The organism is Pseudomonas sp. AC136 (assembly GCF_979258585.1).
Genome location: NZ_OZ409865.1, coordinates 3,709,710 through 3,724,822, shown reverse-complemented (window position 1 = coordinate 3,724,822; position 15,113 = coordinate 3,709,710). Strand labels below are relative to the sequence as shown.

The following is a 15,113-nucleotide window of genomic DNA, read 5'->3' as shown; positions in this document are numbered from 1 at the left end:
TTGAGCGACCTCCTCTCCCGCCGTTTGGCACTGCTCAGCAAGCCCGCCCACCTGAATTTGCTTACCCAGTGCCTGCACGGGATCGAGCGCGAATGCCTGCGTGTCGACAGCCAGGGCCAACTGGCCCTGACGCCGCACCCCATTGCGCTGGGCTCGGCGCTTACCCATCCGCAAATCACCACGGATTATTCCGAGTCGCTGCTGGAGTTCATCACCCCAGCTGAAACAGACCCGGCCGTGACGCTGGAAGATCTGGAACAGATCCACCGCTTCGCCTACAGCAAACTCGACAATGAGTACCTGTGGAGCCCGTCGATGCCCTGCCCGTTGCCGGAAGAAGAGGTGATTCCGATTGCCCGCTACGGCAACTCGAACATTGGCCGGCTTAAATACGTGTACCGCAAAGGCTTGGCGCTGCGGTACGGCAAGACCATGCAGTGCATCGCCGGCATCCATTACAACTTCTCCCTGCCCGAAGCGCTGTGGCCGGTGCTGCAAGTGGCTGAAGACGACACGCAAAGCCTGCGCGACTACCAGTCAGAGCGTTACATCGCCCTGATCCGTAACTTCCGCCGCTACAGCTGGCTGTTGATGTACCTGTTCGGCGCCTCGCCGGCTCTGGACGCGGGCTTCCTGCGCGGCCGGCCGCACAAGCTCGAGCAACTGGACGCCGACAGCCTCTACCTGCCCTACGCCACCAGCCTGCGCATGAGCGACCTGGGTTACCAGAGCAGCGCCCAGGCCGGCCTTACTCCGTGCTACAACGACCTGGCCAGCTACACCGACAGCCTGCGCCAGGCGGTGTCGACGCCCTACCCGGCTTATGCCGAAGCGGGCACCAAGAAAGACGGCGAATGGCAGCAGCTGAACACCAACATCCTGCAGATCGAAAACGAGTACTACTCGAACATCCGCCCCAAGCGGGTGACGTACAGCGGCGAGCGGCCCATTCAGGCGTTGATGGCCCGCGGCGTGCAATACGTGGAAGTGCGCTGCCTGGACATCAACCCCTTCCTGCCAATGGGCATCGACCTGACCAGCGCGCGCTTTATCGACGCCTTCGTGCTGTTCTGCGCCCTGCAACACAGCCCGGAATTGGGCGGCGGCGAGTGCAGCGGCTGTACCGACAACTTCCTGACCGTGGTGAAAGAAGGCCGCAAACCGGGCCTGCAACTCTGTCGCAACGGCGAAACCATCAGCCTGCAAGACTGGGCCACGGACTTGCTGGACCAGATCGGCCAGATCAGCGTTTTGCTGGACCAAAGCCATGGCAGCGACTTGCATGTTCAGGCGCTTGAAGCCCAGCGCGCGAAAGTTGCCGACCCAGCCCTGACGCCCTCGGCGCAGGTACTGGCGAGCCTCAAGGCCAACAACGAAACGTTTGCGCAGTTCTCGTTCCGCCAGAGCCAGGCCCACGCCGAGTACTTCCGCAGCAAGCCGCTGAGCGATGAACAACGCGCAGCGTTTGAGCAATCGGTGCAGCAGTCGCTGGCCGATCAGGCCGCAACGGAAGCCGAACAGAGCGGTGATTTCGACACGTTCGTGGCCGCTTACCAGGCCAGTATTCTGGCCCTGGCGGTTTAGTCGATACCGTCACAAAAAAAGCCAGCGGGGTAAAAGCCGGGACCGACGGTCAGTCGCTCCTGGCCGGGCACGGCTAGCATTAGCCCAGTTCCCCAACGTGAGTTCACCCATGGCGCCGCCCGAGGCCATTCCCAAGGAAGACGAACCGCAATGGAGCCTGGAAAGCCTGAACAAGGCCTACCAACAGGGCTACATGGCCGGTTTAACTGGCAACCCGATCACCAACCAACCCCACGCCGCCGATGTATTGGCAGCTGCCTGGGAAGCGGGTTGGGATGATGGGGAAGAGCAGTATCAGCTGCTTGTGCAGAAGACGGCATAACAAACTCAACTGCTCTGCACCCCTCGCCCACTTGTGGGAGAGGGGCCGGGGGTGAGGGCCGGGCTTTACTCGATCCGCCCTTCTAAAAAGCCCCTCTCCCGCCCTTCGGGCACCCTCTCCCGCATGCGGGCGAGGGGAAATTTCACCACCGCGCTCGGCCTTTCTCCCTCGCCCACTTGCGGGAGAGGGGCATCCGGAACTCGCTCCATCAACGCTCACTTGTAGGAGCCAGCTTGCTGGCGAAAAATCTTCGCCAGCAAGCTGGCTCCTACAAGTGAAACGCGAAATCGGCAATCGCCGAATATGGCCTTACAGCTGCTTCTCAAATATCTGCGAATTACGCTGATAGTTATAAAGCGAAGCCCTCGCCGCTGGCAGGCGCTCTACACCACTTGGCTCAAAGCCGCGCTCGCGAAACCAATGGGCGGTGCGGGTTGTGAGCACGAACAAGGTTTTCAATCCCTGCGCCCGTGCCCGCTCTTCGATGCGTTCGAGCAGTTCGTCGCCGCGTCCGCCATGGCGGTATTCGGGGTTGACCGCCAAGCACGCTAACTCGCCACTGTCCGAATCGGCGATCTGATACAGCGCGGCACAGGCGATGATCAAACCGTCGCGCTCGACGATGGTGAATTGCTCAATCTCGCGCTCCAGCACCTCGCGTGAACGGCGTACCAGAATGCCCTGCTCTTCCAGCGGGCTGATCAGGTCGATCAGGCCGCCGACGTCTTCAATGCTGGCCTCACGCAATTGCTCGAACTGCTCCTGGTCCACCAGCGTGCCGCCGCCGTCTCGGGTGAACAGTTCGGTGAGCAGCGAGCCATCTTCGCTGTAGCTGACGATATGGGCGCGCTTCACCCCGCCCCGGCACGCTTGCGCCGCCGCATCCAGAAGCTCGGCCTGGTAGCTGTTGCCCAGGCGCTGCAAATGGGTGGGCACTTGCTGCGGGCGCAGTTCGCGCACCAGCTTGCCAGCGTCGTCCATCAGGCCTTGTTCATTGCCGAACAGAATGAGTTTGTCGGCGCCCAGGTCGATGGCGGCGCGCATGGCCACGTCTTCGCAGGCGAGGTTGAAAATCTCGCCGGTGGGCGAATAACCCAGCGGCGACAGCAGCACGATAGAGCGCTCGTCGAGCAAGCGGCCAATGCCTTTGCGGTCGACCCGCCGCACTTCGCCGGTGTGGTGGTAGTCCACGCCTTCAACCACGCCAATAGGCCGCGCCGTGACGAAGTTGCCGCCGGCCACTCGCAGGCGCGAGCCCTGCATGGGCGAGGCGGCCATGTCCATCGACAAACGCGCTTCGATGGCGATACGCAGCTGGCCAACGGCGTCGATCACGCATTCCAGCGTGGGGCCGTCGGTGATGCGCATGTCGCGGTGGTAATGCGGGGTCAGGCCACGGGCGGCCAGGCGCGCTTCAATTTGCGGGCGCGAGCCATGCACCAGCACCAGGCGCACGCCCAGGCTGTGCAGCAACACCAGGTCGTGAACGATGTTGCCGAAGTTAACGTGCGCAACGCCGTCGCCGGGCAGCATGACCACGAAGGTCCGGTCCCGGTGAGCGTTGATATAGGGGGAAGCGTGGCGAAGCCAATTGACGTATTCCGGCATAGCGCGAAGAGCCTTTTATTCGTGATGAGAAAGCCAGTGCAGGTACAGCGGGTCAGTCAGCTTTATCGTCGGAATTGGGGCTGCAACACGCGGGTGCTCCTTGTCATTGGGTTAACGGGGCGGTGGGGGTCAGGCAGTAATGCTGGATCAGTTCGCGCAGCACTTTCACGGTGGGCTGCAAACGTGACAGTTCCAAGAATTCGCCCGGCTGGTGCGCACAACTGATATCGCCGGGGCCGAGCACAATGGTCTCGCAACCAAGTTGCTGAAGATAAGGGGCTTCGGTGCCGAATGCCACTGCCTCGGCGCGATGGCCGGTCAGCCGTTCGGCCACGCGTACCAGCTCGGCGTCGGCGGCCTGTTCGAACGCCGGTACATGGGGAAACAGCGGGGCGAAGTCGATTTTCACCTGATGGCGCTCGGCAATCGGCTGAAGCTTCTCGCGAATGGCAGCGCGCAGGTGTTCGGCATCCATGCCCGGCAACGGCCGCAAATCGAATTCCAGCGAGCACTGGCCGCAGATACGGTTGGGGTTGTCGCCGCCATGGATGCAGCCGAAATTCAGGGTCGGCTGCGGCACGCTGAATTGCTCGTTGCGGTACAGCCGTTGCCACTTCTGGCGCAGCGTCATCAGCTCGGCCATGGTCGCGTGCATGGCTTCAAGGGCACTGTGGCCCAGGCTTGGGTCGGAAGAGTGGCCGCTCTGGCCGAGAATATCGATGCGCTCCATCATCACGCCCTTGTGCAAGCGAATCGGCCGCAGCCCTGTCGGCTCGCCAATCACCGCCGCCCGCCCGAGCGGCTGGCCAGCGGCGGCCAAGGCACGGGCGCCGGCCATGGAGCTTTCTTCGTCGCAGGTGGCCAGCACCAACAACGGCTGCTTGAACGGGTGGGCGAGTAGCGGCAGAACCGCTTCGATGACCAGCGCGAAGAAACTCTTCATGTCGCACACGCCAAGGCCGACCCAGGTGCCGTCCACTTCAGTGAGCTTCAGCGGATCACTTTTCCACAGGGCTTCGTCGAACGGCACGGTGTCGCTGTGCCCAGCCAGCACCAGGCCGCCAGGGCCGGAACCGAAGCTGGCGAGCAGGTTGAATTTGCCGGGAGAGACTTGCTGCACGTCGCAGCGAAAACCGAGGTCGCCCAGCCAGGTGCTGAGCAGATCGATCACCGCCTTGTTCGACAGGTCCAGGCTCGGCTGCGTACAGCTCACCGAAGGCGCGGCGATCAGCGCGGCGAATTGCTCTTTCAGGGTGGGTAGTGGCATGCCGGGTCTCCAAAGCGAGGCCCATCATAGGGCTATAACAGCGACGGAATAAACTGTGGGAGCGGCTTGAGCCGCGATTGGCCGGGCCTGAAACCGAAGTTTCCAGGCATCGCGGCTAAAGCCGCTCCCACAGTGCGGTACACTGCGCGCTCTCTTAAGTTCACCGCGTTTGGATTCCCCGGCCATGCAGAAAGAAACCGAAATCAAACTCCGCGTCAGCCGCGAAACCCTCACTGTGTTGCGCGACCACCCGTTGCTGAAGAAGCGCAACAAAGCCGGTTGGGAGCAGCGCGAACTGTTGAATCAATATTTCGACACCCCCGAGCGCGACCTGGCCAAGGCCCGCATCGCCCTGCGCATTCGCCGCGACGGTGATCAATTTATCCAGACCCTGAAAACCCGTGGTCAAAGCGTGGCCGGTTTGTCTGAGCGCAACGAGTACGACTGGTACCTGACCAAACCCAAGCTTGACCTGAAAAAGCTCGACGACAGCTGCTGGCCTGCCGCGCTGGCTGAGCTTGACAAGAAGACCCTGCAAGTCATTTTCACCACCGATTTCACCCGCCAACGCGCCGAAATCGCCTGGGGCCGTGGCAAGGCCAAGGTCGTGGTAGAAGCGGCGCTGGACCTCGGCAAAGTAGTCGCCGACGGCCAGGAAGAAGAAATCTGCGAACTCGAACTCGAGCTGCGCCAAGGCGAGCCGCAAGCGCTTCTGGAACTGGCCGCCGAGCTGGCCGCCGACGTCGCGCTGATGCCGTGCGACATCAGCAAAGCCGAACGCGGCTATCGCCTGTTCGATGCCGGCAGCTACTCGCTGAACCTGCCGCAGCCTGAACTGACCGTTGAGCAGCCGCTGGACTCGGCTTTCGCCGCGCTGGCCTGGAACCTGCTGGGCAGCAGCCAGCGCCTGGCTGAGCAATACCGCTTCAACGGCCACTGGCGTTTGCTGGTGGAATGGCTGGAAAACCTGGTGGACCTGCGCGCGCTGCTCAGCAGCCTGGGCCAGGCCGCGCCGCGTACCAGCAGCCATGACCTGCGCGAGCGCCTTGACGCGCTGCTGAACGACTGGCGCCCGCGTGTGGTCGCCGGTTTGAGCGACGATGACGCCCGTCAAGCCGCGCCAGCGCTGTTCCAAGCAGAGCTGCAAGGCACGCGTTGGGGCCAGTTCTCGCTCAATACGTCGCTATGGCTGATGTCCAACGCCTGGACTGCCGAGCGCAACAACCGTGGCAACCGCCAAGGCGCGGCGCCGCTGGGCAACTGGCTGCCGACCTTGTTGGCCGAAGAAGCGCGCAGTCTGCAACTGGGTCGTTACCAGCAACAGCCGGAAGATTTGGCTGAGCAACTGCCGCGTATCGAGCGCATCCAAGTGTGGTTGCGACTGGCGCGTCAGGTGCTGGTTGAAGTGCCAGAAGTGGACCGCCTGTACGGCGAGCTGAACAAACTGCGCGACCTCGCCCACCGCCCCATCGAAGACGACTGCCTCGATGCGCGCAGCCAGCAAGCGCAAACGGTGCTGACCACAAAAGCGTGGAAAACCTTGTTGCGCGGTTGAAGCCCCCTCCGACATTCTGCCCCCCCACCGCTCTCGACCCGTTCCCCTCGCCCGCTTGCGGGAGAGGGTGCCCGAAGGGCGGGAGAGGGGCTCTTCCCTGCAAATGCCAATAGCGCGCAAAACCTGTGGACTCGGTTTGGCGCCAGCCCACGCATTCGGGCATGCTTGCGACTATTCTTGATCTACCCCAGCACCGCGTTTAACAGGAGTTTGCATGTCTGCCTTCGCTTCTCAGGCCCAGGATCGCACGCTGGATCTCAATGATCTGCTGCGCGAGCTGGTGGCCCAAGGCCGCGTCGGCCAAGACACCGCCGAGCAGTTAATGGCGATTCGCCGCAGCTCCAGCAACACGCAACTGCATCCCCTCGAATTCATTGCCGCGCAGCAAGTCGACGACCTCACCCGCCCCGGCAAAAAGCTCGACCTCGAAAGCTTGACCATCTGGCTGGCCGCCCTCGCTGGCCAGCCGTATTTGCGCATCGACCCGCTGAAGATCAACGTGGCTGCGGTCACGCCGCTGATGTCGTATGCCTTCGCCCAGCGACATAAAATTCTCGCCGTGGCGGCGGATAACGAAGCCGTCACCATCGCCAGTGCCCAGCCGTTTGTGGCCAGTTGGGAAGCCAACCTGACCCACGTGCTCAAGCGCCCGATCAAGCGCGTGGTGGCCAATCCGGCAGATATCCAGCGCTTCACCGTGGAGTTTTTCCGCCTGGCCAAGTCGGTCAGCGGCGCCTCGGCTGTCGACACCAAAAGCACCAACATTGGCAACTTCGAACAATTGCTCAACCTCGGCGCCAGCGATCAGGAGCCGGACGCCAACGACTCGCACATCGTCAATATCGTCGACTGGCTGTTCCAGTACGCCTATCAGCAGCGCGCCAGCGACATTCATATCGAGCCGCGCCGCGAGCAAGGCACCGTGCGCTTTCGCATCGACGGCGTGCTGCACAACGTTTATCAATTCCCGCCACAGGTGACGATGGCCATCGTCAGCCGCCTGAAAACCCTGGGCCGCATGAACGTGGCAGAAAAACGCAAACCGCAGGACGGCCGGGTGAAGACCAAGACCCCGGACGGCGGCGAAGTGGAGCTGCGCCTGTCGACGCTGCCCACCGCGTTCGGCGAAAAGATGGTGATGCGGATTTTCGACCCGGAAGTGCTGCTGAAGAACTTCGACCAACTCGGTTTTTCGCCGGATGACTTGCGCCGCTGGCTGGAAATGACCGGCCAACCCAACGGCATCATCCTGGTCACCGGCCCCACCGGTTCGGGCAAAACCACCACGCTGTATACGTCGCTGAAAAAGCTCGCCACCTCCGAAGTGAACCTGTGCACCATCGAAGACCCGATCGAGATGATCGAGCCGGCCTTCAACCAGATGCAGGTGCAGCACAACATCGACCTCACGTTCGCCAGCGGCGTGCGCGCGCTCATGCGGCAAGACCCGGACATCATCATGGTCGGCGAGATTCGCGACCTGGAAACCGCCGAAATGGCCATCCAGGCCGCGCTCACCGGCCACTTGGTGCTGTCCACCTTGCACACCAACGACGCGCCGAGCGCGATTACGCGCTTGCTGGAATTGGGCGTGCCGTATTACCTGCTCAAGGCCACGTTACTCGGTGTCATGGCGCAGCGTCTGGTGCGCACGCTGTGTCCGCACTGCAAAGAGCCGGTCGAGATCAGTGAAGAAGACTGGCAATCACTGACACGCCCGTGGAGCGCGCCGCTACCCACCGGGGCGCACAAGGCGGTCGGTTGTCTGGAATGCCGCGACACCGGCTACCGTGGCCGTGCGGGCGTGTACGAAATCATGCAACTGAGCGACAGCCTGAAACCCTTTATCAGCGCCGACACCGATTTGCTGTCGCTGCGTCGCCAGGCGTTTAAAGAGGGAATGCGCAGTTTGCGTCTCTCCGGCGCACAGAAGGTTGCGGCCGGGCTCACCACCATCGAGGAAGTGTTGCGGGTGACGCCGCAGAGTGAACAAAAGTAAGGTTCAACGCGCAACATCACCCCCAACAACAAGGATCCGTTATGCAAATCGGCAGTGTGCTTTTCCTTTTCGTCGGCCTCGCGGTCGCCATTCTTTTCATGGGTTTCAAAGTGGTGCCGCAAGGTTTCGAGTGGACGGTGGAGCGCTTTGGTCGCTACACCAACACGCTGCGCCCAGGCCTGAACATTATCGTGCCGGTGATGGACCGCATCGGGCGGCGCATCAACGTGATGGAAAACGTGCTGGATATTCCGCCGCAAGAAGTCATCACCTCGGACAACGCCACCGTACAAATCGATGCCGTGTGCTTTTTCCAAGTGGTGAACACCGCCCAGGCGGCTTACGAGGTCAACAACCTCGAACACGCCATCCGCAACCTGCTGCAAACCAATATCCGCACCGTGCTGGGCTCCATGGAACTGGACGCCATGCTCGGCCAGCGCGACGTGATCAACGAACGGCTGCTGCGCACCGTTGACGAAGCCACGGCGCCATGGGGCATCAAGATCACTCGTATCGAAATCAAAGACATCAGCCCACCCGCCGACCTTATGGCCGCCATGTCCGGGCAAATGAAAGCCGAGCGGGTAAAGCGCGCGCAAATTTTGGAAGCCGAAGGCCTGCGCGCCGCGGCGATTCTGACCGCCGAAGGGAAAAAACAGGCGCAAATTCTTGAGGCCGAAGGCGAACGCCAAGCCGCGTTTCTGGAGTCTGAAGCGCGTGAGCGTCAGGCCGAAGCGGAAGCGCGGGCCACGCAAGTGGTATCCGAGGCCATCGCCACCGGCAACGTGCAGGCCATCAACTATTTCGTTGCGCAAAAGTACGTCGATGCCTTGGGCAAGCTGGCCTCGGCCAACAACAGCAAGGTGATCCTGATGCCGCTGGAAGCGAGCCAGGTGATCGGCGCGATCGGCGGTATTGGCGAAATCGTCAAAGCCACGTTTGATCAAAACAATAAAAAGGCCTGAGGACGCGCGTCAGATGATGGATTTTCTACAACACCTGTCCTTCTGGGACTGGCTCGCGCTGGGCACCTTGCTGCTGATTCTGGAAGTGTTCGGCGCTGGCGGTTATTTGCTCTGGACGGGCATGGCCGCTGCGGCGGTCGGTGTCATCAGTTACCTGTTCCCGGCCTTGCCGTGGCCGTGGCAATTTCTGCTGTTTGCCGTGCTTTCGCTGGCCACCGCCGTGCTCTGGTGGCAACGGCTGCGTGCCGGCAATAAAACCTCCCAGCAATCGGGCTTGAACCAACGCGGCCAGGAATTTCTCGGCCGTACGTTTGCGCTGCATGAGGCCATCGTCGGGGGACGCGGCAAGATCAAAGCAGGCGACACACTGTGGCTGGTGAGCGGGCCTGACTTGCCCGTCGGTACACCGGTGGAAGTAGTCGGCCAGGACGGCGTGGTGCTGAAAATAAAAGCCTGCGCCTGAACGCGCCCTGCGAAGCAATTGGAACTCGCGCGTTGGGCTTGGAGTCGTAACTTCAGGCTCCACACACCCACGCGTTATCAGCCAGTTATCGCAGGAGAATCACCATGCACCGCAGACTCGCTATTGCGTCCTTGTTGCTGATCGTCCCGGTTGCTTCGGCCACGGCCGACACGTTCTGGCGCAATGTGCTGTCATCTGGCGCCACCACCGGCTCGTTTTATCTGACCTCGCGCGACGACCACAAAGTGATCGTTAACGCCCAGGAAGACGCCGGCAGCTACATCGCCAGCAACGGCGCCATCCGTGGCCCGTACCTGGAAGCTGCACTGCAGAAAGTGCGCGCTGAGCACCCAGGCCTGAAAGCCTCGGACGACGAATTGGCCCAGGCCATTCTGACTGCCGAACCGGCAAGCAGCGCGCAGTAAGCTGATAGGGCTGGATTGCCTACCGCGTCCGGTTGCGGACGCGGTGAATATGCGAGCATCGCGCTTCACTTCTATCGACAAGGACCGTTGCCATGGGCAATCCCATCCCGACCCTCAAGGTCATTCTGATCCTGATCATTGCTGTGAACGCCATCTGGTTCACCGACCGTTTGGTGTCACTGATCGGCCTCGACATTTTGACGTACCTGCCAACCGCCGTTTGGCAATTGCTGAGCGCCTTTAGCACCGGCTTGCTGATCATCTTCAACGTGTTGCTGCTGGGGTTGCTGTCAAGGCTTCAGCTCAAAAACGAGTAAGCCGTTTGGATTTGTTGAGCAACGCGAAGCCCAACATAAGCCACACACAAAAAAGCCCCGACCATGTCGGGGCTTTTTGCATAGCGCGGATCGCTTAAGCGTCAGCGTCGGCGACAGCTTGGTAAGCGCCCGCATCGAGCAGCTTGTCCAATTCGCTCACATCGCTCGGCTGCAGCTTGTAGAACCAAGTGCCGTAGGGGTCGCCATTCACGCTTTCTGGCGCGTCGGCCAGGGCGTCGTTAACGGCGGTGACGGTGCCACTGACCGGCGAGTAGATGTCGGAGGCGGCTTTAACCGATTCCACTACACCGGCTTCTTGGCCTGCGGCCAGTTGCTTGCCGACTTCCGGCAGCTCGACGAATACCACGTCGCCCAGCGCTTCCTGCGCGTGGTCGGAGATGCCCACGGTCACGCTGCCATCGGCTTCAAGGCGGGCCCATTCGTGGCTGGCGGCGTAACGCAGGTCGCTGGGGATATTGCTCATGTCTTGGTCCTCAAGTCGGGAGGCGGAACGTCCGCCTGGAAAATTTAGCAGGTTGTGGCGCGTCGCCGAAACTGGCGTAGCACTGCATCACAACCGATCAGATCAACGCCTTGCCGTGGCGCACGAAATTAGGCCGAACCACCCGCACGGGATACCACTTGCCGCGAATTTCCACCTCGGCTCGTTCGCCAGTGCTCGCCGGAACCCGCGCCAGGGCAATGGATTTCCCCAGCGTAGGCGAAAAGCTGCCGCTGGTGATTTCGCCCTCGCCAACGCCTTCGACCCGCACCACTTGATGAGCACGTAACACGCCACGCTCCTCAAGCACCAGGCCCACCAGTTTGGACTGGTCGCCGGCGTCGCGCTGGGCTTGCAACGCCTCACGGCCGACGAACTGGCGAGTGGTCGGTTCCCAGGCGATGGTCCAGGCCATGTTGGCGGCCAGGGGCGAAACGCTTTCGTCCATGTCCTGACCATAGAGATTCATGCCCGCTTCCAGGCGCAGCGTGTCCCGTGCACCCAAGCCAATCGGGGCGATGCCGGCGCCGACCAGTTCGTTGAAGAAGCTCGACGCGTCCTCGACCGGCAACACAATTTCCAGGCCGTCTTCACCGGTATAGCCGGTGCGCGCGATAAACCATTCGCCATCGGCGAAGCCTTGGAACGGTTTGAGATCGGCAATCAACGTGGCACGGCTGGATGACACCAGCTCCGCCACCTTGGCGCGGGCGTGGGGGCCTTGAATCGCCAACATCGCCAGTTCGCTGCGCTCGTTGAGCTGCACGTCGAAGCCAGCGGTTTGCGCTTGCATCCAGGCGATGTCTTTGTCGCGGGTGGCGGCGTTGACCACCACGCGGTAGCCGTCAGCGGTGAGGTAGACGATCAGGTCGTCGATCACGCCGCCCTCATGGTTGAGCATGGCGCTGTAGAGGGCTTTGCCGAGGTCGTGCAGGCGCTCGACATCGTTGGCCAGCAAGTGCTGAAGATAGGCCTTGGCCTGGGCGCCGCTGACGTCGACCACCGTCATGTGCGACACATCGAAGACGCCGCAGTCGCGACGCACTTCATGGTGCTCCTCAACTTGCGAGCCGTAGTGCAGTGGCATATCCCAACCACCGAAATCGACCATCTTGGCACCCAATGCAAGGTGCAGATCATAGAGGGGCGTGCGCTGTCCCATGGGTTTCTCCTTCCGGGCTTGGCGAAGGTGTGGGCGAAGCGTGAAACGCGGCTGAGCCTACGGAAACGGGCACTTGCACGAGGTTTCAACACGACGGTCTGGATGACGTCCTACACCGAATGGCGCGCATTGTAGCCGCAAGACTCCCGCCTGCACACACGCCTTACAGACCAGGCGTTCAATGCCCGAAGCGGCGCGCTGAACGACGGATCAGGCCGATCACTGGCAGCAGGCCGACCAGTACCAGCGTCAGCGCAGGCAATGCGGCACGCGCCCATTCGCCCTCGCTGGTCATCTCGAAAATACGCACGGCGAGGGTGTCCCAGCCGAACGGGCGCATCAGCAAGGTGGCGGGCATTTCTTTCAACACATCGACAAATACCAATAGCGCCGCGCTCAGCGCACCCGGCACCAGCAGCGGCAGGTAGACGCGGAAGAACAACCCATAACCGGACACGCCCAGGCTGCGAGACGCTTCTGGCAGCGACGGACGAATGCGCGCCAGTGCGCCTTCGAGCGGCCCGTACGCCACGGTAATAAAGCGGATGAGATAGGCCAGTACCAGCGCCGACAAACTGCCCAACAGCAACGGTTTGCCGGCACCGCCCAGCCAGGCCGACAACGGCACCACCCACGCGCGGTCCAGGTAGCTGAACACCAGCATGATCGACACGGCGAGCACCGAGCCGGGCAAGGCGTAACCGAGATTGGCCAGGCTCACGGCGCTGCGGATCGGCCGCGTCGGCACCAGGCGGCGGGCAAACACCAGCAGCATCGCCACCGCAACCGTCACCGCCGCAGCGATGGCGCCCAAGTAGAGCGTGTGGAGAATCAGGCCGATGTAGCGCTCGTCGAGGTCAAAGCGCCCGCGCTGCCAGCACCACACCATCAACTGCAACAGCGGCACCACAAACGCGCAGGCGAATACCAGGCCACACCAACTGCTGGCCGCCAAGGCTTTCCAGCCGCGCAGGTGATAAAGCGCATACCCGCGCGGCCGCTCACTGGCCGGCCGGCTGGCGCCTCGGGCGCGGCGTTCGCCGTATACCACCAGCATCACCGCCAGTAGCAACAGGCTGGCGAGTTGCGTGGCGCTAGCCAGGCTGTAAAAGCCGTACCAGGTTTTGTAGATGGCCGTGGTGAAGGTGTCGAAATTGAACACCGACACGGCGCCGAAATCCGCCAGGGTTTCCATCAACGCCAAGGCGATGCCCGCACCAATCGCCGGCCGCGCCATGGGCATCGCCACCCGCCAGAACGCTTGCCACGGGGTTTGCCCGAGGATGCGCGCGGCCTCCATCAGCCCTTTGCCCTGAGCCAGAAACGCGCTGCGCGCGAGCAGGTAAACATAGGGGTAGAAAACCAGCACCAGCACCACAATCACGCCACCGGTGGAGCGCACCCGCGGCAAGCGCACACCGGTGCCGAACCACTCGCGCAACAGCGTTTGCAGCGGCCCGGCGAAATCCAGCAAGCCGACAAATACAAAGGCCAGGACGTAAGCGGGAATGGCAAACGGTAGCATCAGCGCCCAGTCGAGCCAGCGTCGACCGGGGAACTCACACAGACTGGTGAGCCAGGCCAGACTCACGCCGAGCAGCGTGACGCCAACGCCAACGCCGATGACCAGCACCAGCGTGTTGCCGAGCAGGCGTGGCATCTGGGTATCCCACAGGTGGGCCCAAATTTCATGGTCAATGGTTTGCCATGACAGCAGCAGAACGGAGAGCGGCAACAACACCAGCGCGGCGATGGCGAAAGAAATGAGGTACCAGCGACGTTGGTGAACCACGGGTGAGCCTGGTTGGAATGGAGTAAGGGCGCAACTATACGTTTGCAGGGATCCCGGCTAAAGCCGCTCCTACAGACGACGCAAACCCTGTAGGAGCGGCTTTAGCCGCGATGCTTTTAATACCAGCCAGCGCGGTCCATCAACTTAATGGCTTCGGCCTGGCGCTTTCCGGCGACCTCAACCGGAATGGTATCGGCCTTGAACGCTCCCCAACTCGCCACCTCATCCGACGGCTTAACGCTGGGATTAGCCGGATATTCCTGGTTAACACCGGCAAAAATCGCCTGCGCTTCGGGGCCCGTCATCCACTCAACCAGCGCCTTGGCGGCAGCCGGGTGCGGCGCGTGCTGGGTCAGGCCAATGCCGGACAAATTGACGTGCACGCCACGGTCGCCCTGGTTCGGCCAGAACAGCTTCACGGCCAGACTCGGGTCTTGCTTGTGCAGGCGGCCGTAGTAGTAGGTGTTGACGATGCCGACATCGCACTGCCCGGCATTGATGGCTTGCAGCACAGCGATGTCGTCGGAGAACACGTCGGTGGACAGGTTGTTCACCCAGCCCTTGAGAATTTCTTCGGTTTTGGCCGCGCCATGGGTTTCGATCAGCGTGGCGGTCAGCGATTGGTTGTAGACCTTTTTCGCCGTGCGCAGGCACAAACGCCCTTCCCACTCTTTGCCCGCCAGCGCTTCGTAGGTGGAAAGCTCTTCGGGCTTCACCCGGTCAGTGGCGTAGGCGATCGTGCGCGCGCGCAGCGACAGACCGGTCCAGCTGTCGGTGGAAGAACGATATTGGCTGGGAATATTGGCGTCGATAACCGGCGAGTCGAAGGGCTGCAAAATGCCCATATTCTCGGCCTGCCAGAGGTTGCCAGCATCGACGGTGAGCAGCAGGTCGGCGGTGGCGTTGCTGCCTTCGGCCTTGATGCGCTGCATCAGCGGCGCTTCCTTGTCGGTGATGAACTTGACCTTCACACCGGTTTTGGCGGTGTACGCGTCGAAGACCGGTTTGATCAGTTCATCGATACGGGAGGAATACACCACCACTTCATCGGCGGCTTGCGCGGTCGCTGCGGCCATCAGTACCAGCAGAGAAAAACAGGTGCGGCGAATCTGCACGGACAACGTCCTCGTAAAAACCAGAAGGTCGCAA

General features: G+C 61.9%; 14 protein-coding genes. 8 read left to right on the top strand and 6 right to left on the bottom strand.

The window, feature by feature from the left end; translation table 11 throughout:
• The gene (gshA, locus tag ACZZZU_RS16545; RefSeq protein ID WP_463551225.1) at positions 1-1,584 is read left to right on the top strand and encodes a glutamate--cysteine ligase; all 1,584 of its coding nucleotides are present in this window, start codon (positions 1-3) and stop codon (positions 1,582-1,584) included.
• A 109-nt stretch (positions 1,585-1,693) separates the two neighbouring features.
• Positions 1,694-1,906 (top strand): ribosome modulation factor, encoded by a 213-nt coding sequence (gene rmf / locus ACZZZU_RS16540; protein WP_122497397.1) that lies wholly within the window; start codon positions 1,694-1,696, stop codon positions 1,904-1,906.
• Between the two features lie 309 nt (positions 1,907-2,215).
• Here rmf and argA read toward each other — a convergent pair whose 3' ends face one another.
• Together argA and argE are read right to left on the bottom strand one after the other, a co-directional pair.
• Complete coding sequence (argA, locus tag ACZZZU_RS16535) at positions 2,216-3,514, bottom strand: amino-acid N-acetyltransferase (protein WP_463551224.1); 1,299 nt, start codon at positions 3,512-3,514, stop codon at positions 2,216-2,218.
• A gap of 103 nt (positions 3,515-3,617) precedes the next feature.
• Complete coding sequence (gene argE, locus ACZZZU_RS16530) at positions 3,618-4,781, bottom strand: acetylornithine deacetylase (RefSeq protein WP_463551223.1); 1,164 nt, start codon at positions 4,779-4,781, stop codon at positions 3,618-3,620.
• A gap of 184 nt (positions 4,782-4,965) precedes the next feature.
• Between argE and ACZZZU_RS16525 the strand changes: the two genes are divergently transcribed.
• From ACZZZU_RS16525 to ACZZZU_RS16500, 6 genes are all read left to right on the top strand, one after another.
• Positions 4,966-6,336, top strand: a complete 1,371-nt coding sequence (locus ACZZZU_RS16525; protein WP_463551222.1) for a CYTH domain-containing protein — start codon at positions 4,966-4,968, stop codon at positions 6,334-6,336.
• 214 nt (positions 6,337-6,550) lie between these two features.
• The gene (gene tfpB, locus ACZZZU_RS16520; RefSeq protein ID WP_122497404.1) at positions 6,551-8,335 is read left to right on the top strand and encodes a type IV pilus assembly ATPase TfpB; all 1,785 of its coding nucleotides are present in this window, start codon (positions 6,551-6,553) and stop codon (positions 8,333-8,335) included.
• Positions 8,336-8,376: 41 nt separating this feature from the next.
• Entirely contained in the window at positions 8,377-9,303 is a 927-nt protein-coding gene (locus ACZZZU_RS16515; protein ID WP_122449711.1) for an SPFH domain-containing protein, read from the top strand.
• A 13-nt stretch (positions 9,304-9,316) separates the two neighbouring features.
• On the top strand, positions 9,317-9,766 hold the full coding sequence (locus tag ACZZZU_RS16510) for an NfeD family protein (RefSeq protein WP_122497406.1): 450 nt from the start codon (positions 9,317-9,319) through the stop codon (positions 9,764-9,766).
• 104 nt (positions 9,767-9,870) lie between these two features.
• A complete protein-coding gene (locus ACZZZU_RS16505) occupies positions 9,871-10,191 on the top strand; it encodes a DUF2388 domain-containing protein (RefSeq protein WP_463551221.1) in 321 nt (106 codons plus the stop codon).
• Between the two features lie 92 nt (positions 10,192-10,283).
• The gene (locus ACZZZU_RS16500) at positions 10,284-10,508 is read left to right on the top strand and encodes a hypothetical protein (protein ID WP_463551220.1); all 225 of its coding nucleotides are present in this window, start codon (positions 10,284-10,286) and stop codon (positions 10,506-10,508) included.
• Between the two features lie 94 nt (positions 10,509-10,602).
• Here the strand turns inward: ACZZZU_RS16500 and gcvH are convergent, their stop codons facing one another.
• The 4 genes from gcvH to ACZZZU_RS16480 form a co-directional block, all read right to left on the bottom strand.
• The gene (gene gcvH, locus ACZZZU_RS16495) at positions 10,603-10,992 is read right to left on the bottom strand and encodes a glycine cleavage system protein GcvH (protein WP_122497420.1); all 390 of its coding nucleotides are present in this window, start codon (positions 10,990-10,992) and stop codon (positions 10,603-10,605) included.
• A 97-nt stretch (positions 10,993-11,089) separates the two neighbouring features.
• Positions 11,090-12,172, bottom strand: a complete 1,083-nt coding sequence (gcvT, locus tag ACZZZU_RS16490; RefSeq protein ID WP_463551219.1) for a glycine cleavage system aminomethyltransferase GcvT — start codon at positions 12,170-12,172, stop codon at positions 11,090-11,092.
• Positions 12,173-12,350: 178 nt separating this feature from the next.
• Positions 12,351-13,964, bottom strand: coding sequence for an ABC transporter permease (locus tag ACZZZU_RS16485; RefSeq protein WP_463551218.1), 1,614 nt, complete (start codon positions 13,962-13,964; stop codon positions 12,351-12,353).
• A gap of 116 nt (positions 13,965-14,080) precedes the next feature.
• The gene (locus ACZZZU_RS16480) at positions 14,081-15,040 is read right to left on the bottom strand and encodes an extracellular solute-binding protein (protein ID WP_122497708.1); all 960 of its coding nucleotides are present in this window, start codon (positions 15,038-15,040) and stop codon (positions 14,081-14,083) included.
• Between the last annotated feature and the right edge of the window lie 73 nt (positions 15,041-15,113).

Bases quoted from the DNA above. Each gene is read 5' to 3' on its own strand.
- rmf (WP_122497397.1), top strand. From the start codon at position 1,694: ATGGCGCCGCCCGAGGCCATTCCCAAGGAAGACGAACCGCAATGGAGC.
- argA (WP_463551224.1), bottom strand. From the start codon at position 3,514: ATGCCGGAATACGTCAATTGGCTTCGCCACGCTTCCCCCTATATCAAC.
- argE (WP_463551223.1), bottom strand. From the start codon at position 4,781: ATGCCACTACCCACCCTGAAAGAGCAATTCGCCGCGCTGATCGCCGCG.
- ACZZZU_RS16525 (WP_463551222.1), top strand. From the start codon at position 4,966: ATGCAGAAAGAAACCGAAATCAAACTCCGCGTCAGCCGCGAAACCCTC.
- tfpB (WP_122497404.1), top strand. From the start codon at position 6,551: ATGTCTGCCTTCGCTTCTCAGGCCCAGGATCGCACGCTGGATCTCAAT.
- ACZZZU_RS16515 (WP_122449711.1), top strand. From the start codon at position 8,377: ATGCAAATCGGCAGTGTGCTTTTCCTTTTCGTCGGCCTCGCGGTCGCC.
- ACZZZU_RS16510 (WP_122497406.1), top strand. From the start codon at position 9,317: ATGATGGATTTTCTACAACACCTGTCCTTCTGGGACTGGCTCGCGCTG.
- ACZZZU_RS16505 (WP_463551221.1), top strand. From the start codon at position 9,871: ATGCACCGCAGACTCGCTATTGCGTCCTTGTTGCTGATCGTCCCGGTT.
- ACZZZU_RS16500 (WP_463551220.1), top strand. From the start codon at position 10,284: ATGGGCAATCCCATCCCGACCCTCAAGGTCATTCTGATCCTGATCATT.
- gcvH (WP_122497420.1), bottom strand. From the start codon at position 10,992: ATGAGCAATATCCCCAGCGACCTGCGTTACGCCGCCAGCCACGAATGG.
- gcvT (WP_463551219.1), bottom strand. From the start codon at position 12,172: ATGGGACAGCGCACGCCCCTCTATGATCTGCACCTTGCATTGGGTGCC.
- ACZZZU_RS16480 (WP_122497708.1), bottom strand. From the start codon at position 15,040: ATGGCCGCAGCGACCGCGCAAGCCGCCGATGAAGTGGTGGTGTATTCC.